24 protein-coding genes and 1 pseudogene are annotated in these 25,611 nt (G+C 43.2%); 3 read left to right on the top strand and 22 right to left on the bottom strand.

What is annotated here, in order from left to right; translation table 11 throughout:
• Positions 1 to 65 precede the first annotated feature (65 nt).
• The 14 genes and pseudogenes from ACXAER_RS01485 to cysK form a co-directional block, all read right to left on the bottom strand.
• Complete coding sequence (locus tag ACXAER_RS01485) at positions 66 to 578, bottom strand: hypothetical protein (protein ID WP_474825922.1); 513 nt, start codon at positions 576 to 578, stop codon at positions 66 to 68.
• A gap of 137 nt (positions 579 to 715) precedes the next feature.
• Positions 716 to 1,135 (bottom strand): DUF7674 family protein, encoded by a 420-nt coding sequence (locus tag ACXAER_RS01480; protein WP_474825920.1) that lies wholly within the window; start codon positions 1,133 to 1,135, stop codon positions 716 to 718.
• A gap of 63 nt (positions 1,136 to 1,198) precedes the next feature.
• Entirely contained in the window at positions 1,199 to 1,849 is a 651-nt protein-coding gene (locus ACXAER_RS01475; protein ID WP_474825918.1) for a hypothetical protein, read from the bottom strand.
• A 696-nt stretch (positions 1,850 to 2,545) separates the two neighbouring features.
• The gene (locus ACXAER_RS01470; protein ID WP_474825916.1) at positions 2,546 to 3,400 is read right to left on the bottom strand and encodes an LPO_1073/Vpar_1526 family protein; all 855 of its coding nucleotides are present in this window, start codon (positions 3,398 to 3,400) and stop codon (positions 2,546 to 2,548) included.
• Between the two features lie 3 nt (positions 3,401 to 3,403).
• Positions 3,404 to 3,625: a hypothetical protein gene (locus ACXAER_RS01465; protein WP_220079068.1), complete on the bottom strand. Its 222-nt coding sequence runs from the start codon at positions 3,623 to 3,625 to the stop codon at positions 3,404 to 3,406.
• 1,810 nt (positions 3,626 to 5,435) lie between these two features.
• A complete protein-coding gene (locus tag ACXAER_RS01460) occupies positions 5,436 to 5,771 on the bottom strand; it encodes a hypothetical protein (RefSeq protein WP_474825913.1) in 336 nt (111 codons plus the stop codon).
• A 134-nt stretch (positions 5,772 to 5,905) separates the two neighbouring features.
• Complete coding sequence (locus ACXAER_RS01455) at positions 5,906 to 6,154, bottom strand: hypothetical protein (protein WP_189404137.1); 249 nt, start codon at positions 6,152 to 6,154, stop codon at positions 5,906 to 5,908.
• 47 nt (positions 6,155 to 6,201) lie between these two features.
• Positions 6,202 to 7,056, bottom strand: a pseudogene (locus ACXAER_RS01450) (IS3 family transposase); the annotation flags it as partial.
• On the bottom strand, positions 7,056 to 7,367 hold the full coding sequence (locus ACXAER_RS01445; RefSeq protein WP_423079162.1) for a transposase: 312 nt from the start codon (positions 7,365 to 7,367) through the stop codon (positions 7,056 to 7,058). The pseudogene ACXAER_RS01450 and the gene ACXAER_RS01445, both read right to left, overlap by 1 nt.
• Before the next feature lie 664 nt (positions 7,368 to 8,031).
• Positions 8,032 to 8,529: a hypothetical protein gene (locus ACXAER_RS01440; RefSeq protein ID WP_474825911.1), complete on the bottom strand. Its 498-nt coding sequence runs from the start codon at positions 8,527 to 8,529 to the stop codon at positions 8,032 to 8,034.
• Between the two features lie 141 nt (positions 8,530 to 8,670).
• Positions 8,671 to 9,033, bottom strand: coding sequence for a hypothetical protein (locus ACXAER_RS01435; protein ID WP_474825909.1), 363 nt, complete (start codon positions 9,031 to 9,033; stop codon positions 8,671 to 8,673).
• Between the two features lie 533 nt (positions 9,034 to 9,566).
• Positions 9,567 to 9,998 (bottom strand): hypothetical protein, encoded by a 432-nt coding sequence (locus tag ACXAER_RS01430; protein ID WP_474825907.1) that lies wholly within the window; start codon positions 9,996 to 9,998, stop codon positions 9,567 to 9,569.
• A gap of 1,223 nt (positions 9,999 to 11,221) precedes the next feature.
• Positions 11,222 to 11,680 carry a nuclear transport factor 2 family protein gene (locus ACXAER_RS01425; RefSeq protein ID WP_474825905.1) on the bottom strand — a complete coding sequence of 153 codons (459 nt, stop codon included), beginning with the start codon at positions 11,678 to 11,680 and terminating at the stop codon, positions 11,222 to 11,224.
• Positions 11,681 to 11,911: 231 nt separating this feature from the next.
• Entirely contained in the window at positions 11,912 to 12,877 is a 966-nt protein-coding gene (gene cysK, locus ACXAER_RS01420; RefSeq protein WP_334060357.1) for a cysteine synthase A, read from the bottom strand.
• A 271-nt stretch (positions 12,878 to 13,148) separates the two neighbouring features.
• On the opposite strand from cysK, the gene ACXAER_RS01415 reads away from it, so the two are divergent.
• The 3 genes from ACXAER_RS01415 to ACXAER_RS01405 all read left to right on the top strand — a co-directional run bounded on the left by ACXAER_RS01415 (position 13,149) and on the right by ACXAER_RS01405 (position 16,106).
• Positions 13,149 to 13,985, top strand: coding sequence for an AAA family ATPase (locus tag ACXAER_RS01415; RefSeq protein WP_474825902.1), 837 nt, complete (start codon positions 13,149 to 13,151; stop codon positions 13,983 to 13,985).
• Positions 13,985 to 15,166, top strand: coding sequence for a vWA domain-containing protein (locus ACXAER_RS01410; protein ID WP_474825900.1), 1,182 nt, complete (start codon positions 13,985 to 13,987; stop codon positions 15,164 to 15,166). Before ACXAER_RS01415 ends, ACXAER_RS01410 begins: the two co-directional genes overlap by 1 nt.
• A gap of 139 nt (positions 15,167 to 15,305) precedes the next feature.
• Positions 15,306 to 16,106 (top strand): nucleotidyltransferase family protein, encoded by an 801-nt coding sequence (locus ACXAER_RS01405; protein ID WP_474825898.1) that lies wholly within the window; start codon positions 15,306 to 15,308, stop codon positions 16,104 to 16,106.
• Between the two features lie 45 nt (positions 16,107 to 16,151).
• Here ACXAER_RS01405 and ACXAER_RS01400 read toward each other — a convergent pair whose 3' ends face one another.
• The 8 genes from ACXAER_RS01400 to cmoB all read right to left on the bottom strand — a co-directional run bounded on the left by ACXAER_RS01400 (position 16,152) and on the right by cmoB (position 25,592).
• Entirely contained in the window at positions 16,152 to 17,525 is a 1,374-nt protein-coding gene (locus ACXAER_RS01400) for an MATE family efflux transporter (protein WP_474825896.1), read from the bottom strand.
• Between the two features lie 152 nt (positions 17,526 to 17,677).
• The gene (moeA, locus tag ACXAER_RS01395) at positions 17,678 to 18,892 is read right to left on the bottom strand and encodes a molybdopterin molybdotransferase MoeA (protein WP_474825894.1); all 1,215 of its coding nucleotides are present in this window, start codon (positions 18,890 to 18,892) and stop codon (positions 17,678 to 17,680) included.
• Between the two features lie 151 nt (positions 18,893 to 19,043).
• Positions 19,044 to 19,715, bottom strand: coding sequence for a phosphoglycolate phosphatase (locus ACXAER_RS01390; RefSeq protein ID WP_474825892.1), 672 nt, complete (start codon positions 19,713 to 19,715; stop codon positions 19,044 to 19,046).
• A gap of 93 nt (positions 19,716 to 19,808) precedes the next feature.
• Positions 19,809 to 21,563 carry a sugar phosphorylase gene (locus tag ACXAER_RS01385; protein ID WP_474825890.1) on the bottom strand — a complete coding sequence of 585 codons (1,755 nt, stop codon included), beginning with the start codon at positions 21,561 to 21,563 and terminating at the stop codon, positions 19,809 to 19,811.
• Positions 21,564 to 21,568: 5 nt separating this feature from the next.
• A complete protein-coding gene (locus ACXAER_RS01380) occupies positions 21,569 to 22,792 on the bottom strand; it encodes a glycosyltransferase family protein (protein ID WP_474806535.1) in 1,224 nt (407 codons plus the stop codon).
• Positions 22,793 to 22,804: 12 nt separating this feature from the next.
• Positions 22,805 to 23,614, bottom strand: coding sequence for an HAD-IIB family hydrolase (locus ACXAER_RS01375; protein WP_474825887.1), 810 nt, complete (start codon positions 23,612 to 23,614; stop codon positions 22,805 to 22,807).
• Positions 23,611 to 24,483, bottom strand: a complete 873-nt coding sequence (locus ACXAER_RS01370) for a kinase (RefSeq protein WP_474825885.1) — start codon at positions 24,481 to 24,483, stop codon at positions 23,611 to 23,613. The genes ACXAER_RS01375 and ACXAER_RS01370 overlap by 4 nt, the downstream gene beginning before the upstream one ends.
• Before the next feature lie 95 nt (positions 24,484 to 24,578).
• A complete protein-coding gene (gene cmoB / locus ACXAER_RS01365) occupies positions 24,579 to 25,592 on the bottom strand; it encodes a tRNA 5-methoxyuridine(34)/uridine 5-oxyacetic acid(34) synthase CmoB (protein WP_474825883.1) in 1,014 nt (337 codons plus the stop codon).
• Between the last annotated feature and the right edge of the window lie 19 nt (positions 25,593 to 25,611).

Genomic DNA, 25,611 nt, shown 5'->3' with positions numbered 1-25,611 from the left:
AGCCCATGTGTTAGCGTCCCAGCGAGCGAAGCGAGAGCCTTGAGTGGTTTGTTATAAGCCACTGTTTAAATAGCCTTACGCATTTTATCTATTAACTCAAGACATGCCTGATAAAGCAAGATTTCCATGTCCTCATTATGATAAAGAGGTCCCCAGCGGAATAGCCCTCTGAGACTAAATTGCTTTGCAATGAATTCACGCCATGTCACAGATTTAGACACACTGAATGTTTTAACGGTCTTGCCGTGATTAATGTTGTATAGACGCGAAACCAACTTAATTTTTGGACGCCAAAATATAGGTATACCAGACGTTCCGAGATTAACGGTAAAAGCTTCGCCACCGTGCAGTGTGACTATAATGACATCCAAGCCAATGTCAGATTTCTTCGGTTCCTTAATGGAAGAAATACTGTGGAGGCAAAAAATCTCCTCGAGTTTTTCGCGCATATGATCTTGTAGTGAATTTCCTGTTATAGAAAAGAACGACTCTATTTTAGATATGTTGCTGTCATTAACTACAGCTAATGAACCTAAGTATACATTTGGCTTTTCAGAGTTGAACCAATCGAAGAGCAAATTCAAATTCCTTTTGGCTTATAACTTTTAAATAAGGGGCGCAGGCACGTAGGGCATAATGGCGAAGCCGCCCTGCGTGTTTGCGTCCCAGCCCGCGGAGCGGGCGAACTTGATTTTTTTGTTAGGTGCGTGCATTTTTAAACCACTACCCTAGGTGGTTTACCATGAAAGTCCAAGTACAATTTTCTGAGATTATTCGGCACGAGAGGCCAGCCACGTTCAATACCTTCTTTGGTACCTTTCCAGAATAAGTGCTCTGTATAATATACATCTATGTACTCGAATTCCGCCTTGGTTGCAGTATCTAGTTTCTCGCTCATGTACTGCAACTGTTCTAGTGCTTCTTCTAAGTCGCCTTGGTTTAACAAAATAGTTGTCAAATTTGCGAACTCTTCCATTAGAAATGTAAGCGCCCAACTCTCATGTTTTTCCATAAGAGGAACAACGTCAGGAAATTTAGTGCGGATTTCTTTTGAGAATCGTCTTATTTCTGATTTAGCCATTGATTTCCCAGAAGCACCTAACTTTCCAATAACGGGCGCATACATGTGGGGCATAATGGCGAAGCCGCCACGCGTGTATGCGTCCCAGCGAACGCAGTGAGAGTGTTGATTGGGTTGTTAGCTATGCCTTAAAACTTCAACCCCAAGTACATATGATACATATAACAGACCGAACCACCCTAGAATATGTCCAAAGTCCTCGCCGAAATAATCTAGTGAAGAGAAGCCTTCTATGATTTCACTGGCAGGTTTGGAGAATACGATGAGGCTTATACTTAAACCCGGTTCCCAAAGCAAATACCAATAAGTTGATAGTCTCCAGCTTGTACCTTCAGTAGTAACTATGAAAAAAGTCAACACAGTGAAGACTACAATGCCAATTATTTTGGAATTTCTCCACCTTTTAAAACTGTCCGCTAATGAATGCTGATATTCATATTTAGAGTATAGGAATACAAAGGCAATTGGTGACAAATAGAGTAAAAAAATAGCGATTGAAAATAGCATGTTCACCAAAATAGCTAACATTAAGCTAAGCGGCGCAGTTGCGTGGGGCATAATGGCGAAGCCGCCCCGCGTAAATGCGTCCGAGCGACCGAAGGGAGTGGTCTTAAGCGCCTTGTTATAAGCAAAGCCAGTTCCTTTGGTCTGTTTAAAAACTGTTAAAGCCAGCATACGATTGATTGTTAACACAGACAAGTAGAACGACTGAGCAGCAATGGTTTTGACCTGACTGAAGCTAGCCGCCATTTGAACTGTCGAACGCATTGGCGCTTGTTGACGTTGAATAATAAATTGGCGATAAAGCGCCTAATGCGCAACCTTTGAATTGTAAGCGGCGGATTTAAACCTACCACAAGTCAGAGCGATGCAAATGAAAACAGATGAGGGCAGTTGCACTGGGATTTGTATTAAGCCAAACGCAGTTTAGGCTGATGCCTTATAAAACTTTCCAATAACGGGCGCAGGCACGTGGGGCATAATGGCGAAGCCGCCCCGCGTGTATGCGTCCCAGCGAACGTAGTGAGTGAGTTTATTGAGTTGTTAGGTGACATCTCAAACATCCTTGAGCAAAACTACCAATAAAAACGAAGAAAGCGCAGAGAAAGCCATAGCTAAATAGTATTTTCTTGCCAAATTATGAGCGCACACAAAACTCGAATCACTTTGACGACCTTTCATATACGAGCGACTTATCAACGTAGCAGTCAGCTTGGGAGTTGCAAGTAAAATTAACTTTGTTGGTTCTACCGTTATACCAAAAACCTTAAAATTGTCTTGCGACTTCAACTCTTTGCAAACTAGGTCGAGTGCATTGACGTATTTATATAAAAAATACAAATAAGAGAAAGCGCCACATAAAAAAAGAGTTGTTCTTAGACTCTCCACTTGTCACCTAACGCGCGGCTTTGCGGCGAGCTAGAGCGTAGCGTAGGCGAGTCCGACAACAGCCGCTTGTTATGTTCAATTTATCCATATCTTAAGATCGATGTTGCCGAAAATACGGTTCAAATTTGTAAGCGCAATAACTTGACCAAAGCTATTTAGGTTGGCTGATGAGAATTTTTCCTTCTCATATAGTTCTAATAGCTTGTTTAAACTAGGCGCTTGAATCTTAACCTTTTCTTTAAATTCCTGAGTATTTTCTGCGAGTGAAGGATACCCTTTGAACTGGGCATCATATGCATCATGGCCAAACATTGGATTGAAATCTAAAACCCCAACTCCCGCTAGATACCGAATGTTGGGCACAGACAGTACACAGTTTCTACTAAAGGCCGCTAGGACGGGAGCCGCAAATTGTTCTAGATGGATAAAAGCAACATTCGGAACTTGAATTGTCATACTCGAAACAAAATGCTTAACACTAAGAAAGTTGATATGGTCTCTAGTAAGCTTCGGCGTGAGTCTGATTGCCTCTTCAATAGTGATATCTAATAAATCACTATTACCCCTATCAATTCTTGATGCGACCAGATTAGCCAATAAATTCAAGTCAGTCTTTTTGCCTTTCTTGGCAGCTCCCTGAACCGCTTCATTTAAGGCTGCTTGAACATCGGGTTGCGCTAGCTTCTCAGGGTTAATAACGGCTTGCTTCTTGGCAATTTCACTTTTCAGCTCACCAGCTAAAGCCATAACATTTTCGTTTACTTGCTTCATAGCTTCTTCTTGAAGCTTAGGGAAGTTGTCATGTATCAAATCAAGACAAAGTTGTTTGACGTTGTTATAGTCCATTCCTTGATGGGTAATATTGATGTCCCGCTTAGCTTGGTAGGCTTCTGAGTTTTCACCTGTTTCTTGCTTCATATCCCCAATCACTCTCTATTCCTTAATATTGATATCTCTGCCTGACTGATAGGCTTTAGAATTGTCGCCTACCTGTTGAGTCATCTTGGAACTATTCCCAAAGAAGAAAGTTGCCGAAAAGGCTGCAAGAAAAGAAATAAATGCGACTATTCCTTCAAAACTATAGTCATTCAGGTATGAGTAAAAACCTGATATTAAAATACCTGCAATTGTTACCAGTTGACTAAATAATTTCATTTATCCTCCGTAGCTTGCGGGAACATAACGCTAAGCTTTGGGGCGCTAGCACGTGGGCTAAAATCCGAACGAAGTGAGTCAGCCCACGTGTTAGCGTCCCAGCGACCGGAGGGAGTGCCAACAGCGTTTTGTTAGGCGCACAAAGGAATGTACGCAGCCTTGCTGCCACCACTAGCCAATTAGGCCGCGTGTTTAAATTATTAAATTTAAGATAAAACAACCCTGTGCGAAATGCCAGATGTTAACGGCAATGCTGGATAAAAGAGCGAGTATAAAAAACTAGTGACGTGGAATGTTGGCGTTGCGATGTTGATGAAAAGCGCGTTGCTAAAGCCGTTGAGACTACCGAAAAAGTAAGCTGCAAAGACAACCTAGCGAAACAACCTTGATGCTTTAATGTCACGCTTAAACCCACTTTTTTATGCTGTGAGTAAATGACGCCTAACGCTAAGCTTTGGGGCGCTAGCACGTGGGCTAAAATCCGAGCGAAGCGAGCCAGCCCACGTGTTAGCGTCCCAGCGACCGGAGGGAGTGCCAACAGCGTTTTGTTAGGCGTACAAAGGAACGTGCGCAGCTTTGCTGCCACCACTAGCCAAATAGACCGCGTATTTAAATTATTGAATTTAAGATAAAACAACCCTGTGCGAAAAGCCAGATGTTAACGGCATTGCTGGATAAAAGAGCGAGTTAAGAATGCTGATGATGCAGAATGTTGGCATTGCGATGCTGATGAAAAGCGCGTTGCTAAAGTCGTTGAAACTACCAACAAAGCTAACCGCGAAGGCAACCTAGCGAAACAGCCTTGATGCTGTAATGTCACAGCTGAACCAACTTTTTAATGCGGTAAGTAAATGACGCCTAACGCTAAGCTTTGGGGCGCTAGCACGTGGGCTAAAATCCGAGCGAAGCGAGCCAGCCCACGTGTTAGCGTCCCAGCGACCGAAGGGAGTGCCAACAGCGTTTTGTTAGGCGTACAAAGAAACGTACGCAGCTTTGCTGCCACCACTAGCCAAATAGACCGCGTGTTTAAATTATTGAATTTAAGATAAAACAACCCTGTGCGAAAAGCCAGATGTTAACGGTAATGCTGGATAAAAGAGCGAGTTTAGAAAGTTGGTGATGCAGAACGTTGGCGTTACGGTGTTTATGAAAAGCACATTGCTAAAGCCGTTAAAACAACTGAGAAAGCTTGCCGCGAATACAACCTAGCGAAACAGCCTTGATGCTGGAATGTCACGGTTAAACCCACATTTTAATGCTGTGAGTAAATGACGCCTAACGCTAAGCTTTGGGGCGCTAGCACGTGGGCTAAAATCCGAGCGAAGCGAGCCAGCCCACGTGTTAGCGTCCCAGCGACCGGAGGGAGTGCCAACAGCGTTTTGTTAGGCGTACAAAGGAAAGTACGCAGCTTTGCTGCCACCACTAGCCGATACGGCCACTTATTTAAATTATTGAATTTAAGATAAAACAACCCTGTGCGAAATGCCAGATGTTAAGGACATTGCTGGATAAAAGAGCGAGTTTAGAAGACTGATGATGTTAAATGTTGGCGTTGCGGTATTGATAACAAGCGCGTTGCTAAAGCCGCCGAAACTACCGAAAAAGCCAGCGGTAAAGACAACCTAGCGAAACAACCTTGATGCTGGAATGTCACGGCTGAACCCACATTTTAATGCTGTGAGTAAATGACGCCTAACGGCCCGCATAACGGGCAAAAACATATAGGCTATAATACTGAGCGAAGCGAGGGGAACCTACGTGTTTTTGTCCCAGCGAGCCCGCGAGCGAGTTTATGCGATTGTTAGGTAAACTACTCAAAAAGAGCACCTTGCAGCAAGAGCCTCTTTACATTGTGGTGTATGATTAAAAGCCCTATGGCGCAAATTGTAAGGAACACAATTGTTGCCAAAAAATACTCTACCCAAGCTAACCACTTAATTCTATTTTTATGCTCGAGAATTATCTCTTTTCTGTAAGCGGTGGATAGTAGAAACGGCCAAGCAAGATATACGAAACGAGGTCCGCTGACTAACTCTGCAAAGAAATCTAAAGCATTGCCTAAAACGGGAACTTTAGATAGCGCTACAGCTACAGCGAGGAATATCCCGAAAACAAGCAAGCTAATTACAGCAACCAAAATTTCCATATACAGGTTTACCTAACTTCCCACTAAGGGGCGATAACACATGGGCTAAAATTAGGAACGAAGTGACGCAGCCCATGTGTTAGCGTCCCAGCGAGCGAAGCGAGAGCCTTGAGTGGTTTGTTATATTTCATTGTTTAAACATCCTTGAAAACATCATAAATAACAACCCCAACGTTAATGACCGTTAAGATCATAATGAAAATTGTCATATTGCGCATTTGAGAAGTCATTGATTTGATTTTTGAGTTGAACTCTTCATTTTCGCGGCGAGCAATTTCTTCCCTATAGAAGCTAAGTCCAAGACTTGTCGATTTAGCGATTTGATCATAGCTTCTTTTTAAAGACTCAATATCTCTATTTTTTAATTCATCAAATGAACTCATTTCTTTTCCCTGAAATTGGTCTTACCCACTAAAAGTGGACATCCATGTTAAGCGTATGTCGCTTCGTATTCGTAAGGGCTGATATAGCCCAATGTTGAATGCTGACGCACGCGATTATAAAAAATTTCAATGTACTCGAAGATACAAGATTTGATTTCCTGAAGCGAGTTGAATTTCTCCCCGTATATGAGTTCGACTTTCATACGACTGAAGAATGACTCCATTACGGCATTGTCCCAGCAATTGCTTCTTCTGCTCATGCTGGACACTGCGCCAATGCTCATTATCAGGTCTTGGTATCGCACAGAGCGATATTGAACACCTCTGTCGGAGTGAATGATTAACCCTGGTTCTATGTCTCGTCTGCTAATTGCCATATTAAGTGCGCGTATAATAAGTTCTTCGGTCATATGGCCATCAAACGCCCAGCCAACAATAGCTCTTGAGTACAAGTCCATTACGGTAGCCAAATAATGCCATTGGCCTTTAAATCGAATGTAAGTGATATCAGTGACCCACTTTGTATTGGGCTTTGTTGCTACAAATTGTCGGCGTAAGACGTTTTGACTCACGCGCACATTACTGTGGCTATATTGCGAGTATCGAAATGCTCTCCCGTTACGCGCGCGTAACTGTAGCTGCTGCATGATTTTCGCAATTGTATTAACGCAGCAGGGGACGTTGTCAGCTTTCAAGGCGCGCGTTAATCTAGGTGCGCCATAGCGCTTTTGATACTTCTCAAAGAGCGCCATGGTGTGCTCACACAGCTGTTTTCGTCGCTGCTGATACGCGGGTATACGACGTGTGAGGTACTTGTAATAACCAGAACGAGAGACTTTAAGTGCCCGACACATCACCGTTACTCTGAATTGCCCCGCATACACTTTAATTAGTGCGTACTTTACTCTTGGTCGCTCGCAAAGTACGCGGCAGCCTTTTTTAAAAACGCATTCTCTTCTTTGAGATCGGCCAGCTGGCGCTTGAGGGCTTGCACCTCGTCAGAGTCTTCTTGATGAAACTTCACGCCTTGAATGGTTGAGAATTGATTACCCCCACAGCGCTTAAACTGTCGACGCCAGTTGTAGATTTGTTGTGCGGAAATACCCAGCTCTGCCGCTACGGATTGGTTGGAGTTACCCTTTTGATCTGCTCGTCGAACAGCTTCCTTACGAAACTCTTCAGTATAAGCATGAACCTTCTTTTTATTAGCCATAAGTCACCTCTTATCTAACTATAGGAGATGTCCACTAAGTTTGGGTAAGTCCTAAATATAACGCCTTACTAATGGGCGCAAAATGCTTGGATAAAATTAGCGACGAAGGAGCGCAAGCCAAGCGTTTTGCGTCCTTTTAAGTAACTTGTTAGCTTTACAACAAGCCGATTTTAATAAAATTATACCCAAACTCTTCAAGTTTATAGTGACCAATAGTAACTATTGTGTCGTCTGTGGGGCTTTTAAATCCGAGCAATAAGTTACATCCGAATTGACCTTATGCCAGTTTACTATTTATTTCAAATTCAGGGTCTACCCATATGTCTTCATCCATATAACCTTTTATGTATCTAACATTAGTCAGGAAAGAAAACGACTCAAGCTTGGGAGCTAATTCGTCAAAAGTTATTCCGTTTGAGTTTTCAACGCAAAACTTATTTATTGAAACCAAGTGATAATAAGCAGTACCCAAATAAGAGAACAGAAACAAAAGTATTGATATGGATATTCGTTTGATGATTGCTCGATACTCCATGTAAAGCTAACGCCCCACTTAGGGGCAAATACACGTAGGCTAAAATTGGAGCGAAGCGACTGAGCCTACGTGTATTTGTCCCAGCCCGCTTGCGGGCGACTACAGTGGTTTGTTAGCAGCCAATGCCACTCAAACCTTGTCGATTTTTAAAATTCCGTTCCCGTATTTAGACAGGTAAACAATAGTCACGCACTGTCCGTTTTGAATGAACGTTTCGTGCTCTCGATTGGCAAAAAAATACTGTTTAGTAGCGTAATCGTTGTATTTGAATTTTATACCTGAAACGAAGAAAGTTTCTTCTCTACTATTACTTTTTACTGTTTTGTGGTCAGTTATACAACCAGATATGACCTGAGCCTCATTCGCCCAAATAGCATTTTGGACTTGATACGCCCCCCAACTGTTAAGAACTACTGTGGTAAAAGCAATTATCCATATGCTCACAACAATAACTCCGATGTGTTTAGGTTTTAATTTGATTAGTGCTGACAGCGACTGTAGCAAAGGTGTGAATTTAAAAATCGCAAAAAGGACTCCGAATGCGATTATTAAACCAATTAAATTGAAACCAAGGTTGAGGGATTCCACATTACTTACGAAGTAGGTGCTGTTTGAAGGTTCTAACATCGTATTAATCTTAAATTCCTAGACTTGGCTGCTAACTTTCCAATAACGGGCGCAGACATGTGGGGCATAATGGCGCAGCCGCCCCGCGTGTATGCGTCCCAGCGAACGTAGTGAGTGTGTTGATTGAGTTGTTAGGTGCGCTCATGCCAAGACCCCATTTAGCAGCATACTAGGCATAAAAAAGTAAAAAGCCAATAAGCCCGAACCTGTAAATAGAAGTGCGACGGCACAAAAAGAAGCTTGTACGAAGAAAACGGAAGGTTTAGCAGATGCACTATGCCTAAAAGCCACTATTGAGGTTTGTAAACATTCTTTAATTGCTTGGTATTTTGTTGAGAACCAAGAAATGATTGGAGCAAGGCTAGCAAAAACGAGAGCAAATGCGATTTCCACACCGCCTAATTGAACTAAGAAGGCTATTTCTGGCAAAACTGCGGCCGCAACAACCATTACGATGCCGATAACTGCGCGTTGTAGATTAGTTAATTCATTCCATGATTTCATAATTTTTCCTTTTAGCACCTAACGCTAAGCTTTGGGGCGCTAGCACGTGGGCTAAAATCCGAACGAAGTGAGTCAGCCCACGTGTTAGCGTCCCAGCGACCGGAGGGAGTGCCAACAGCGTTTTGTTAGGCGTACAAAGGAACGTACGCAGCTTTGCTGCCACCACTAGCCAAATAGACCGCGTATTTAAATTATTGAATTTAAGATAAAACAACCCAGTGCGAAATGCCAGATGTTAGAGAAAATGCTGGATAAAAGAGCGAGTTTAGAATACTGGTGATGCAGAATGTTGGCGTTGCGGTGTTGATGAAAAGCACGTTGCTAAAGCCGTTGAAACTACCGAAAAAGTAAGCTGTAAAGACACCCTAGCGAAACAACCTTGATGATGGAGTGTCACGTCTGAAGCCACATTTAATGCTGTAAGTAAATGACGCCTAACACCCACATAAGGGGCAGTAACGCGTGGGCTAAAATCCGAGCGAAGCGACAGAGCCCACGTGTTACTGTCCCAGCGAAGCGACTTAATGTGTTTGTTATAATTTTCTATTATAGACTTCCTCTGCGCCCTTTGGAGCGGGCAATAGAAGTTTCCCCTCTCTGATACAGAATGTATTTTGTTGTATATCCAGAGGTATTCTTGTGTCTTCAAATTGAAGGACAAAGCAGCCTTCATCATCCGGTGGAGTTATTAGCGAGAAATGAGTTCTTATAGGGTTTCCTCTACTTGGATAAACAGAATATAGGCCGTCAGATATTACTATTTCCTGATTTTTTAATATCTTTGAGAATTTATGAACTTCTTCTTCACTCATTTCTGAATTTTCAAAGCTTTCAATTGTTTCTGCCTTACTGAAAATCCAGTGTCCAATAAATTCATACTCTGTACTTTTGAGAGTCTTCGCAATCGTATAGTTGCTAGATAAGATTAGGCTAACCGTGATAACTGTAAGAAACGCCCTTTTCATTAAAATTACCCCTAAATTATAACTTTTAAATAAGGGGCGATAACGCGTAGGGCATAATAGCGTAGCGGCCCTGCGTGTTAGCGTCCCAACGAGCGCCAGCGAGTGACTTAATTTTTTTGTTATGTGCCATTACTAAAGACAATCTCCGTTTGCGCAGCTAGTAATTAAAACTATAAGCCAAATCGCCACCAGAGATAGAAAAAGGTACGTGCTAACAACTAAAATTTTAAAAAACTTGCTTGGATACCGTATTTTAGAGAGCGATACCACGCCAATAAAGGGTAGAAAGAAGGCAAGAATACCGTTTGCTACGTTTGCTCCCAACCAAAACTGTGTTTGGATAACGAGCCAGGAGCCAATTAACGGAACCGAAACGGCTATAGCAAAAAATTTTAAGTTTCTTACTTCCATTTATTTTTCAATTTCCGTTGGCACATAACACCCGCATAACGGGCAAAAATACGTAGGCTACAATACCAAGCGAAGCGCAGGGAGCCTACGTATTTTTGTCCCTAGCGAGCGCAGCGAGTGTTAATGCGTTTGTTATGTGCAATTTTCATTCTGCGGAGTTTTACCAACGCTTGATAATGATATGCTAGATAAAACGACAACTGCCAAGGCAACTAAGTTTATGTCCAATGACGAGCCTTCCAAATCGATTGACCAAGCTACGGAGACTCCTACGATAAGTCCATAATTGTGTGAGCTAGTGATTACACCGATTAACTGTAATACGTAGACCCAGAGGCATATTTTCAATCCAAGCTGCTTCTTTTTTACGACTAAGATGCCACCCAAAATACTGAATACAATGATTATTAATGATACAAGCCAATAAATCGTTTCTGGCAGCGTGGAAAAGTTGATAAGGCCTAAGATAATATTTTGACTGTTAAAGACTGCGACGACCCCATTGACCAGAACGCAAATTGCCAAGAGTATTGTAAGAGCATTGTGATTTTTGAACATTTTTCTTATCCGATCCCTGAACGATTCTGCATTAGCAATTGCACATAACAATTTAGTGTACGGAAAAAATCCTTTATGCAGGGTGGAATAAATCCGTATATCAGTTTTGTGTTGTTTTAAGTTACCACCCTAAAACAACACATTAAACAAAAAATAAGTGTAACCTAGTTTAAAAACCGGAAAGCATCCTTTTTATTTTCACTTATCATAAAATTGGCAAAAGCTGTGTATAAAAACAGTGCTTTTTTTACTTGTTATAAATAGGCGTCGGGATGAATTTTGTTTACCTTCCATTCGCCATCTTCTTTTATCAAATCTAAGCTTCGAAGGTCTTCTACTTTGTCGCCATTATAGTTTCCGCTCAAAAATACGGTAATAGTGGATTTCTCAGAAAATTCGTTTCTGCCTATTTTACCTGCACTTTGCGGAGTTACGGTTACGGTGTCGTACTTTAAGTTAAGCAGATGTCTTTGAACGTTACTATTGGTGTGGTATCGCGTCAGTATGCGCGACATTTTTTCACTGGATAGGCGTATTGCTGTGTCAAGATTGTCGTCTTCGTAAACACTTTTTAGGAACATAACTGTGGTGTATTCAGGTGTGCTTTCGTCAAGCATGCCATACCGCCCAATTCCTTCTTTTTTCTCACCACAAGCCGATAAAATCAAAACTGTAAAAAGCCCGAATAGGGCGTACCACATACGCGTTTTCATTTGGGTTACCTTAATATAAAGAGGTCCGTTTCTTATTGATAGTTTCATATCTTAACTAAGTCAATGTAACGACTGCCAAGAAGTTTGCTAGGCGGATTATTCACAAAAACCTGTATAAAAGCAAAGCGACGATAGGATTTTACAAATTGTTGTGATAGAGGGGTTTTATTAGAAGCATTAAAAAACGAGGCGCTAGGCCCCGTTTTTAGAGTTGTTGAAATTAGAAGGCAATTATTGCACTTCTTCTTGCTCGTCAAATGCACCGGCAAATAGTGGGCTGCTCAAGTAACGTTCTGTACCACTTGCTAGCAGTACCACAACCACTTTGTCTTTGTTTTCTGGACGTTCAGCAAAACGCTTAGCGGCAACAACGGCAGCACCAGAAGAAATACCCGCAAGAATACCTTCGTCAGTCATAAGCTTGCGCGCCATGTCCATACATTCGTCGTTGGTAACTTGCTCAACTTCGTCGATTAGGTCTAAGTCTAGGTTACCTGGAATGAAACCTGCGCCGATACCCTGAATTTTGTGTGGGCCAGGGGTTAGTTCTTCACCCGCAAGCGCTTGTGTAATTACTGGTGAGTCTGTTGGCTCAACGGCAATAGACGTAATTGCTTTACCTTTTGTGTTCTTAAGGTAGCGGCTTACACCCGTGATAGTACCGCCTGTACCCACACCTGCTACGAAGGCATCAACTTTACCGTCGGTATCTTCCCAAATTTCTGGGCCCGTCGTTTTTTCGTGAATAGCTGGGTTAGCTGGGTTGTCGAATTGTTGAAGCAGTACGTACTTGTCTGGGTCTGACGCAACAATTTCTTGTGCAGCTGCAACGGCACCTTTCATACCTTTTGGTGCTTCAGTAAGAACAAGGTTTGCGCCCAGTGCCTTTAGAAGTTTGCGACGCTCAAGGCTCATGCTGCTAGGCATAGTTAGCGTTAGCTTGTAACCGCGAGAAGCAGCAACAAACGCTAAAGCGATACCTGTGTTACCACTGGTAGGCTCTACAATTTCTTTACCTTCGGTAAGGACGCCGCGCTTTTCAGCATCCCAAATCATGTTAGCGCCAATACGGCACTTAACGCTGAAACTTGGGTTACGCGATTCAATTTTTGCGTATACATTACCTGATGTTACGCGATTTAGCTTAACTAGTGGCGTGCGGCCAATAGATAGGGAATTGTCGTCAAATACGTTCATTATAAATCCTTACCTCGTTCCTTATTTTATAGGAAACCCCGTCTGTCGTGATCTGTACGACCTTTTTAGTAGTTAATAATTCAACGCGTGTGATAGTTAATAATTCACAGCCTGAATTAGGGGATTTCGTCATACCCCTATATCATTGGTCCCAATCAGTAAAATGCAAAGTGCTTTTTAGCTATATGTTATATCTATGGGCAATCGTGAGAAGGTCTTGATATTATAGTTAAAATTGCAAAGACGAAAAATTATACGGAGTACAACAATAATGGCTTTCAGTGGCACGTCTAATTATATCGCAACCAAAGACTTACAGCTGGCGGTTAACGCTGCCATCACGCTAGAGCGTCCGCTTCTAATTAAGGGCGAGCCAGGCACAGGTAAAACTATGCTTGCTGAAGAGTTGGCCGAGAGTTTAGGTACCGAATTAATTCAATGGCACATTAAATCTACCACCAAAGCGCAACAGGGTTTGTACGAATATGATGCAGTATCACGCCTTCGCGACTCTCAACTTGGCGATGATCGTGTTCACGATATCAGTAACTACATAGTAAAAGGGAAATTGTGGGAAGCATTTAGCGCAGAAAAACGGCCAGTGCTGTTGATTGACGAAATCGATAAAGCAGACATTGAGTTCCCCAACGACTTGCTGCTAGAGCTTGATAAGATGGAGTTCTTCGTATACGAAACACAAGAACGCGTAGTCGCGAAGCAGCGTCCTATAGTTATTATTACCTCGAACAACGAAAAAGAACTACCTGATGCTTTCTTGCGCCGCTGCTTCTTCCACTATATTCAGTTCCCGAACCCTGATGAAATGCAAGAAATCGTCAATGTGCATTTTCCAGATATAAAGAAAAAGCTGCTTGATGAAGCGCTAAAAGCATTCTTTGAAATTCGCGATGTTCCAGGGCTTAAGAAAAAGCCTTCTACGTCTGAACTTATCGACTGGCTTAAGCTTTTAGTTGCTGAAGATATTCCACCTGAAGCGCTGCATTCAAAAGACGGTAAAGCAGCAATACCGCCGTTATACGGCGCATTGCTTAAAAATGAGCAAGACATTCATTTGTTTGAAAAATTGGTCTTTATGGCGCGTCGCTAATGCTTATTCAGTTTTTTTATACGCTGCGAAAATATCAGGTCAAAACCACGTTGCGCGAGTTGCTTGATTTGCTTAAAGCGTTAGAGCATCACGTGGTATATGCCGACATCGAAGCTTTCTATAGCTTGTCTCGAACCATTATGGTGAAAGACGAAACCCAGTACGATAAGTTCGATAGGGCGTTTGCTGAGTACTTCGAAGGGGTAGAGTCTATCGACTTGTTCGGTAAAGACATTCCTGAAGAATGGCTTCGTAAGGAAATTGAGAAAAATTTAAGCCCTGAAGAGCGCGAGGCACTGCGTAAAGCGGGCGGCCTCGACGAACTGATGGAAACCTTGAAGAAGCGCTTAGAAGAACAAGAAAAGCGCCACCAGGGTGGAAACAAATGGGTTGGCACGGGCGGCACTTCGCCCTTTGGCGCTTATGGCGACAACCCCGAAGGCGTGCGAATAGGGCAGAAAGGCAATAGAAAATTCTCGGCGGCTAAAGTGTGGGATAAACGCGAGTTCAAAAACTTAAGCTCGGATGTCGAACTGGGTACGCGTAACATAAAAGTGGCCCTTAGGAAGCTACGCAAGTTTGCTCGCACCGGCGCAAGTGAGCAGCTAGATGTGCCAACAACCATAGGTGAGACAGCTAAAAAAGGCGGTTTACTCGATATCCACATGGCACCAGAACGTCACAATGCGGTAAAAGTGTTGATGTTTTTTGATGTGGGTGGCTCTATGGACCCTCACGTAAAAAGCACCCAAGAGCTTTTTTCAGCCGTGCAAAGTGAGTTTAAGTACCTTGAGTACTTTTACTTTCACAACTGCGTGTATGAAGAAGTGTGGAAAGACAACCTTCGTCGCAATAAAGAACGCATTCCTATTTGGGATATCATTCATCGCTACGGTAAAGACTATAAAGTTATCTTTGTAGGTGATGCAACCATGGGGCCGTATGAAATTACTTACCCAGGGGGCAGTGTAGAGCATTGGAATGAAGAGCCAGGTAGTGTATGGATGCAGCGTTTGTTAAACCACTTTAATAACGCGGTATGGCTTAACCCACAGCCTGAAAATTATTGGCCGTATTATTCGTCTATTAAAATTATTCGCGAAATTATGGAAGACAGAATGTACGGGCTTACTCTTGAAGGGTTAACGGAAGCGATTAAAGGGCTTAGCAGAAGCCGTTAAGTCACATAGGTGTTAAAGACTCTTATGCATACGCGAATACTGCGTTGGCTCTTGCTTTGCTGACCACAAGCGGGTCTGATTGCGACGTTAATGATTCTGCGTTTGTATTGATAAAGCGCGTTGACTAATAGGTGTTACATTGAGTTCTGATGTTTATCGCTTAGCTTTTGTTTTACTTGCAGGCGGGAAGAGTTCCCGCTTTGACGGCAACAAACTTTTATCAGAGCATCCGATTACAAAATTGCCGCTTGTTCAGCACAGTGCTCATGTAGTTATAAGCGCTCGCGATGAAAAAGCGAAATTAAGTAAACATCCAGTCACGATTGTTACCGGTAAATGGCACGACAGCGTAGGTTCGCAGTTAGCAGAGGCTTTTTCTGGTCTACCTGTATCGCATATTGAGGTGATACACAATAAGCAGTGGGAAGAGGGAATAGCATCAAGTATTCGCAGCGGGCTTTCACATTTACTACGCCTGGCATTACAACCTAAAACGTCGCTTTCACCAACTTCGCTTCCAAAATCGCCTCTACAAACATCATCGTTATTAGAAGGAACATCTTCGGGCACCCATCCTTCACATGTGCTTGTTACCCTTGCTGACTTGCCAAGTCTTAACGCACAGGATCTTATCCGCCTTATTGATGCTTCTAAAGCTTACCCAAACCACATAGTGTGTAGCGAGTGGCAGAAGCGTGGGGACAAGGATGGGCAGAAGAACGGGCAGAAGGATGGAAAGCCTAATAGTAGGTTAACGGTGCCTGCTATTTTCCCAGAAGCAATGTTTAGCGAATTATTAGCGCTACAGGGAGACACCGGCGCTAAACAAATCATTAAAAAGTATGCGAAGTTAGGGAAAGTAACGGCTGTGTCTATACCCAATGCACAAATTGATATAGACACCCCGCAAGACTGGGAAAAACTTAAACAGCGAGATTAGCCCTTTTTCTATCGCGTTTTAGTCAGTCTTAGGCAGTTAAAGTGCTCAAGCACTCGCGATGCGATGGGCTGCACTTGGCCTTTGAATGTAAAGAAGACGCGCTCCAAGCATCACGGCAGCTGCACTTAAGCCTACGATAAAACCTATCCAGAACCCCGCTGCCGCCATCGGCTCAGCCGTGACCCAGTCTGTTCTTCCTAAAACTACACCCGTAGGGAGACCTATTAACCAGTACGACACAAAGGTAATAATAAACATCGCCGTAGTGTCTTTGTATCCGCGTAATGCATTGGCAGAGATAACCTGAACGGCGTCTGACAGCTGAAACAGTGCAGCGTATATAAGTAGCGCATTGGCTAGTGTGTAAACTGCATGGTCGCTGGTGTATAGCCCAATAATGAAACCTTTAGCCAACAAAGTGAAGCTCGCTGTACACGCAGAGGTGAAAAAGCCGATAAGAATAGCGGTACGGGCTGCTATTTTGGCCTGACGCTGATTTCTTTGCCCAATGCGATACCCAATACGGATCGCGGCAGCCATCCCAATACTCATAGGAAACATAAACATAAGCGCCGAGAAATTTAGGGCTACTTGGTGGGCAGCTACTGTAGTGGCGCCAAATGGTGCTAATAACAATGCAACTACCGAGAACAGCGTTACTTCGAACAAAATTGTCATGGCGATAGGCAAGCCCATTTTAAAAGTTCGGCTTATGGTTACCATGTTTGGCTTGTACAGCTGACTAAACAAATTGTATTTTTGCAGGGCAGGGGCAAAGCGTACATAGACAAAGGTTGCAATCAGCATAGTGTAAATAACAATGCCGGTAGCAATACCACAACCGGCGCCGCCCATGGCAGGCAGTGGGCCAACACCATAAATAAACAGGTAGTTTCCAACAATGTTTGCCATTAAGCCAATTACGGTAATGATCATAGTTGGCTTGGTTTTACCTAAGCCTTCACAATAGTTTCTGAGCCATTGGTACAGCGCAAAACCAGGCATGGCAAATAGCACGTAAAGCACATAGTCTACCGTTATGCTGTGCAGTTCAGGTGCCATTGGAAAAAGCGCTACCATATTTTCAGTGAAGGGAATTAACCCTGCTATTACCAGTCCCACGAAGAAGATCAGGTAGCCCGCTTGCTGACTAGCATCAGCAATGCTGCTAATACTTTTGTTGCCTTGTAACCGCGAAATAATAGGGGGAAGCGCAAGGGCTATACCTTGTATAAAACACAGAAGTGGTACGGTTATGCTAAACCCAAGCGCCACTGCTGCCATATCGGTTGCACTGTAGCGCCCAGCCATAATGGTATCGCTAACGCCCATTAGCATTTGCGTGATTTGCGCGACCAACAATGGCCACGCTAGCTTTAAAATATCTCTTCCTTCTATAAGAAAGCGTTTCTTATTCACGGTAATGTGTCTCTATATAAGTCGCCAAGAGCGACGAGGGTGATGGCTAATTGTTTCGCGTAATGCATTGATAATTATTTTAGGTAAATACAGCCGTCAAACCGAATCGCGAAAAAAGTGATCTAACGTAAAGCGTTTAAACTACAGCCATTTTAAAAATGAAGCGGCATAACGGGAACAGTGTCGCCAATGTTTAACTCACTTATATCTTCATGCACTACCATAAGGCAGTTGGCAGAGGTGATTGACGTCATCACGCCAGAACTTTGTGATTTAAACGGCGTGACTTCCCATTCTCCTTGGTTGTTTCTCACCATAGTTGCACGTTGGAAATCTCGTCGACCCGCACGGCGCTTAAGCGGTGTGGTAATAGTCGCGTTCACAAAAAACGGCTCGTGGCTTTGTGCTTGGCCTTGCATTTTCTTGATAACGGGCACAACCAGTAACTTGGCGGTGACAAATGAAGATACGGGGTTGCCCGGTAAACCACAAAACAAGGTGTTATTAATTTTGCCTAAAGCGAAAGGTTTGCCCGGTTTAACCGCGACTTTCCAAAAATCGATAGTGCCTAGTTCAGCGATGATATCTTTTACGTAGTCTGCGTCACCCACTGAAACACCACCGCTACTTATCATCACGTCTACACGCTCGCTGGCTTCAATAAATAGCGTACGCAAAGAAGCTTCGTCATCTTCCACAATACCGAAATCTACAAGTTCTACGTTTTCATTGCGTAATATACTGCTTACGCCAACGCGGTTCGACTCGAAAATTTGAGTTGGTTTAAGGGCGTCACCAGGGGCGGCAAGTTCAGAGCCGGTTGCTACCACACCAACGCGAAGCTTTCGGTAAACGGCTACGGTGCTTTTTCCTTGAGAGGAAAGCAACATAAGATGCTCGGCGTGAAGGCGGGTGCCTTTACTAATTAGCGTATCGCCACAGGCAATGTCATTGGCTTTCTTGCGAATATTCTCTTTGGCAGAAGGAAGTTTGTTTATGACTACAGCCTTGTCGCGGGTTTCAGTATTTTCTACCATCACGACGGCATTGGCATTATCCGGAATGGGCGCGCCAGTCATTATTTTAAACGCTTTGCCATTTTCAAGCGGCTCGTCAGCGCTCATACCTGCGGTAATAACACCTTGCACTTCAAGCTCAGCGTTATCAGAAAGGTCTTCAACGTTAACGGCGTAGCCGTCCATCGCAGAGTTGTCCCACGGTGGAACATTGATATGAGCGATAACATCTTCTGCTAAGATGCGGTTGTTGGCGTCAAAAATACTCACATGTTCAATGTCGCTTATCGTTTCTGCAGCGTTAAGCGCTTTAGTAAGGGCTTCTTCGAGTGAAAGCCATTTAGATGACATACCAACAACTCCAATTAATTATTTAACAGGCGGATATTACAGAAAAAACATCCTTATACCAAAGGTTAAAGCGTGAAATAAAAGAAAGTAGCTAGCAATGCGTGTAAAGCGCAGTCACGGATTCTACCCAAGTGACATCTATAGAATTTTATCAATAACGCAGTGTCAGGATTTCACTAAAGCTGTCGAACACCCAGTCAGGTTGATAGGTCGCAATACTTTCGCCGTAATTGTAGCCATAGGTAAGGCCAATACTTTTTATGTTGGCGGCCTTTGCAGCAAGAATATCATTTTTGGAATCGCCTACCATTACACACTGTGAAGGTGAAACCTTAAACTGTTCGCAGGCGTACGAGAGGGGCAGGGCAGACGGCTTTTTCTCCGCTAAACTGTCGCCGCCAATAGTAAGTGAAAACAGAGACGACAACGAGAATGAAGACAAGATAGGCTCAATAAACTCTGAAGGCTTGTTAGTTATCAATACTAGCGTATAACCACGCTGTTTTAACGCATGTAGCGTGTCAAAAACACCATCGTAAAGCACAGTGCTTTTAGTTTCTAACGTTCGATAATAGAAAAGAAATTTATCTAACGCAGTATCAACCTCTAATTGCTTACGGTTGTGGTTTATTTTCGTATCTCCACTTAACCCGCGTTCCACTAAAACCCGGGCACCATTTCCCACCCAGTGTCGTATAACGTGCTCGCCATAAGTTGGCAGTTGATAATCACTTAGCATCTTATTAAGGGCAGTAGCCAAATCAGGCACAGAGTCGACCAACGTTCCGTCTAAGTCGAAAAAAAAGGTATTAATTTCTTGCATTACAATTTTGATTAACTAACGAATGTGATAATCATAACACCGCAGTATCCGTACCGCGGTAGATTTTATAGCCACCTAAATCTCGTAAACTGTTTACTCAAAATCTTGGTTGCTGATCCAAAGTACTTGATAAGGCTTCATTTGTAAGAAACCGCTGGATAGTGCTATTTCATCACGGGTGATAAGGTCAATCCAGTTATCGGTACCAATAAGATTAATGTCAGACAGCAGAATAGTTTGTTCTTCATCTGAAATATTACTAATACAGAAAATACTTTGTTTTCTGTCCAAGCTTTGGCGCCAGTAGCCAAATAATTGGTCACCAAGCTGCAAAGTAAACTGCGTAGCATTGGGGTGGAATGCAGGCTGTGCTTTACGTATGCGTATCAGCTGCGAGATTCGCGTTAGTACTTTATGATGTTGAGAAAAAGGCGAGTCTAACTGAGCCTCTAGTTCACTGAAGTCCCAACGTTTCCTATTTATTGAGCGATTTTGGCCGGTATTAGCAACCTTCTCATAATCGTTAGATGTGCCTAGTAAACTGTGGATGTAAATACCTGGAATACCCTCCATACCTAACATAATGGCATGGGCACAGATAAAACGGTCAACCTGAAATTTGTCTGGGCCCTTTATAGTGCCTTGCAGAGCGTCGAATAGCGTTATATTGATCTCATAAGGCTTTTGCTGTCCGTGATCAGATGCGCGCCACGATACTTTTCCACCAAAATGCTGCATGGCATGCACTAAGTCAGATATTTCTTCTTCAGAAAGCAAGCCTTCTGCTGGGCGAAGTCCAATACCATCGTGGGATGCAATAAAGTTGAAATAAGCCGTGCCGTTTTGCGCCGGCGGCATACTCATCATCCAACTTTTCAAGTACGAGCAATCACCAGTCACCAAGGTGTTAACAAGTAACGGGGGAAGTGAAAAGTTGTAAATAGCGTGAGCTTCGTTTGCATTACCAAAATACGTCAAATTTTCCCTGTTAGGAATATTGGTCTCGGTAATGATTATGATGGATGGGTCTACATGCTCAATAAGGGTTCTTATTAAGCGAATAACCTCGTGGGTTTGGAATAAGTTGATACAGTTTGTACCTACAATTTTCCAAAGAAACGCAACGGCATCCAAACGGAAAATCTTTGCGCCTTTGTCGATGTAAAGCTTAATAATATCAATAAAGGCCAACAGTACTTTCGGGTTTCTAAAGTCAAAGTCAACTTGGTCATGACTAAAGGTACACCAAACGTGTTTAGTACCGTTCGCGGTTTCTGTTTCGCGAAGTAATGGCGACACGCGAGGGCGCGTCACCATAGATAAGTCATCGCTTGGGTCGGCTGTGAAGAAAAAGTCAGATCCCGGCCCTTCGCCTTTAATAAAGTTATCGAACCACACGCTTCTTGCAGAGCAATGGTTGATCACTAAATCTGTCATCAGTCCGTAATCAGCGGCTATGGCTTCAATATCCTCCCATGAGCCTAAAGATTCGTTCACGGTGGAATAATCAATAACCGAGAATCCATCGTCTGAACTGTACGGAAAAAATGGCAAGATATGCACGTTGTTCACCGTATTCTTACAATAGCGATGCAGAAACTTGTTTAATGTAACCAGCGGGCGCTCACCGTCGTCAATAACGCTATCACCATAGGTAATCATGATGATGTCGTCCTCATCCCAATAATTGTGGTGTGACTTAGGTGACGCAATGTCCGTTTGCTGCTGAATGCCTATTGTATTCATTAAATCCGTCGCTAGCGTCTCATAAGAGACGTCTAGCGCTACATCAGCATAAATGCTTTCTAAATGGTGTTTTACTTTGTCATGGAGTTGGTCCCATGCCATATTACTTACTCCATATATTCTGCAGTATCGGCTTCAACCGCTTCTAATAATCGTTCTAAAATATCCGGCACCGCACTGGTTACACGGTTCCAGCTTGGTATAAACGGTGTTTCCATGGGGTTTTCTAAGAAATTTTGCCCTGCTTTCATTATGTTGCTGGCAAACATTTCTACCGCTTTCTCTTCACTGTGAATGTCTAAGTTCAGTCCATTCATTACCGCGTCATTGTGATAAGTTTCTATAAAGTCTAGCGCAATTCTGAAATAGGTCGCTTTAATCGAACGGAACATTTCATTGCTAAACGTGTAGCCTTGCGTAGCGAGCTTTCTGAAAATTGCCTTTGTAATGTCGATAGACATTTTAGACAGGCCGCCTTGGTCATTATTAAGCGAAAGGTCTTGGTGTTTATGGTCATAAATATCGCATATATCTGCTTGGCACAGACGATTGTGTGAATAGTTGCGGTGCATTTCCGACAACACGCCAATCTCTAAGCCCCAGTCGCTTGGTATACGAATATCGTTTAATACATCTCTTCTAAACGAAAATTCACCTGCAAGTGGGTAGCGGAAGCTGTCCATAAACTCCAGGTACTCGTTATCACCCATAATGCGTTTCAGTGCACGAAGTAGGGGGGTGACCAGAAGACGTGAAACACGACCATTAATTTTGCCGTTAGCTACACGTGCATAGTACCCCTTACAAAATTCATAGTTGAACATGGGGTTGGCGACAGGGTAGATAAGCTTAGCTAACAAGTCTTTGTTGTAGGTAACAATATCACAGTCGTGTAGTGCAACAGATTCAGCGCGATTAGACGCCAACACATAGCCCATGCAGTACCATACGTTTCGGCCTTTACCTAATTCTTTAGGCGCTAAACCTTGAGCTTGAAGTTCTTCGTCAAGGGCCTTAAGACGTGGCCCGTCGTTCCAAAGGACTCTGTGATGCTGAGGAAGTTTTCCAAAGAATTTTAGCGCGTGCTTGTACTGTTCTTCATTGGCTCGGTCTAAGCCAATAACAATTTCTGATAGATAGGGAACGCCAGTGAGTTCGTTAACAATATGCGGAAGTGCATCACCTTCTAGTTCAGAAAACAGCGACGGAAGAATAAGTGCCATAGGACGCTTTTGTGCAAACTGTAATAGCTCTGTTTCTAACTCTTCGGTAGGACGACGAGCCAAGTTATGTAACGTAGTAACCACACCATTTTGATAAAAATCAGCCATGTGTCCTCCTGATCATAGGGATAATAATTGAGTAAGCATTTCGTTCCAGCCTTCAGGGCCGGTTAGGGTGCTGGTATAGACCTCTTCTTTTTTTACAGCTGGTGGAGGATTTACCGGTGATAAAATGCGAATTGGGACGTGCGCTGCTTCAAGCATTGCTACGTCGTTTTTACCATCGCCAAGAGCGATGGTGTTAACTTTGGTGGTATGTTGCTTTTGGTATTCATTGGCCAGCCACTTAAGCGCTTGGCCTTTATCGCAATTACCTGAAATATGAATAAAACGGCCACCCTCTAATGGAAAAGCGCCGCGATCTTTTACAACCTTTAAAAATCGCTGCTTTTCTTCGTCGCTGCCTAACCATAATACAGGTTCGCCAAACTGACGCTTTGCCGCCAGAGACGCTGAACGTTCATCAAGACCTGTACATTCCTGAATTTCGGATATCGACATTTTTGAGAATTGCTTATATTTACCTTCAAACTCGCTGCCGATTTTTTCTAATAATTTAATCCAGTAATTTTTATTGGATATAAACGCTTTACACCAATAACCGTCCACCCAAACCGTGCCACTAGGCTTTTGTTTGAAAAAGCCGTGAGGGATGAAGATAGCGGCGCCGTTCTCGATAATGAACGGCCCGTCTAAGCCAATTCGTTCACGTAATGGCTGTAATTCAGCAAAGGTTTTACTGGTAGTGGGAATAACGGGAATGTCTTGTGCTTCTAATGCCGTTAAAGCCGGTTTCGCCGCCTCGAAAGAGTAGGTATGGTGGTCTAACAGCGTGCCGTCCATATCGGTGAAAACAAGCGTTTTCGTCATCGTTTTACGTCCTGTTTAGTTATTGTTCTTGTTTCATCAAGATAGAATACGGTATCGCACATTTCAGGCATATGCGCTAATGCGTGTTCAGTAATACGCTGATAGTGTTGCACAAAGTTTGCCACTTCTTCATCAGACATGATGCCGTCACTATCTTTTAAGGCTTTTTGGGCAAGTTTATGCTCTTGTTCTAAGCGCCATTGGTATATGCAGTCGAAACTGGGTGCTTTAAGCATGATGCGATAGTCAATTTTGTCGAAAAGTGTTTGGTAATCACCCGCTAATTCAGTATTAACGAACGAACGCCAAATGCTTAGTGGATCTTCAACTTCTTCAAGATGATTCACGGGGCGTTTTAATTCGCTAGAAGCCTGAGGAGGCGCACCTACACACCATCCTTCTAGTATGATGAAATCAGGTGAAGATTCTATGACAGGCCACTGCTCTTGCGGGAATGGGTTATCCGTTGCCTTGTTAAAACGAGGTAGAGATGTTCGCGTTCCCTTGGCTAAACTACGAAGCGTATTTAAAGCTAAAGTTACGTCATGTGTACCCGGTACACCGCGTGTTGCGAGTAGCGGATGCACTTTAATTGCTAGCGCGTTTCGCTGAGATTGGTCGTAGTAAAAGTCATCAATAGAGAGTGAAACAACTTGTTTATTATGTACTGACGAGAGGAAAGATTCGATAAAACTGGTCAGAGTAGATTTACCTGAGCCCTGACTACCGTTTATACCAACGATAAAAGGTTTTTTTGCACCCTCTTGGTGCTTTAGCAGCTGCTTACATAATGGCTTGAACCATTTTTGTGCAGTTTCTGCATAGCTACTTGGCAATTGGTGCGTCGTTAAAAAGCTATGTATATCCATGTTGTCACCTTAATCAATGCAGAATTCGCACGTTCTTCTTGATTAAGATAACAACATTTGTGCCAATCGGTGAACTGGCGGGTTTCCCCTAAGAGTTACTTCTTGTTCGCTACGATTACGGCCCGTTGTGGTGCAGGGTAGCCTTCAATGGTGCGAGTAATATCTTCTGGATCGAGAAAATCTTTCAAAGATTGCGATTCCATCCATGACGTTGCACGTTGTTCGTCTAGGGTAGTGTGGTTAACATCTACCACGCGAATATTTTCAAATCCTAGGCGACCTAGCCATACAGAGAGTGCGGCGGTACTCGGCAAAAACCAAACGTTTCGCATTTGAGCATAACGCTCACCGGCCATTAGCACAGTGTTTTCGTCACCATCAACGACAAGTGTCTCAAGTACTAACTCCCCACCTTTTCTTAGCTGATCTTTAAGCTGCTGTAGAAAGGCCATAGGATCTTTGCGGTGATAAAGCACACCCATCGAAAATACAGTGTCAAAGGCTTTCAATGGCTGCATCTCTTCAATGCCTAATGGCAAAAAGTGAATGTTGTCGCAGGGCGAGTTGGAATAAAGCGTAGTGGAATTTCTGATAAATTGCTTAATAGCGTGAAACTGAATAAGAAACAATTGAGTAGGATCTATACCCACTACTTTCTCGGCCCCTTCACCAAGCATACGCCACATGTGATAGCCACTACCACAACCTACGTCTAAAACGTTACGGCCTTTTAAAGAGGTAATGTGAGGCGCTACACGGTCCCATTTCCAGTCTGAACGCCATTCTGTATCTATGTGAATGCCATGCAAGTGAAAAGGCCCTTTACGCCATGGCATAAATTGTTTCAGTAAACCTTCTATTTGCTTTTGCGTATATTCGTTAACATCGTCTTTTGTGCCTATCGAAACGCTCGATGAAAGATCAACATGGCTTGGAGAGGTCGAAGGAAGTTTTCCAAGCATGCGACACCATTTATCAAATTCGCCGTGCTTAGCATTTCGCTGCCAGTCGTCCATTTGGGCTGGAAGGGTTTGCAGCCAATGAGAAAGAGGGCTGTCTATCAAGGATTTGTAGCAATCGTTAAACCAAGTCTGTTCTAGTTTACTCATAGTCTTCTTTATATGTATT

This window comes from Alteromonas sp. AWJ4_199 (assembly GCF_056159165.1).
Note: the sequence above shows the minus strand (reverse complement) of the source record. Positions and strands in the feature narration are given on the sequence as shown.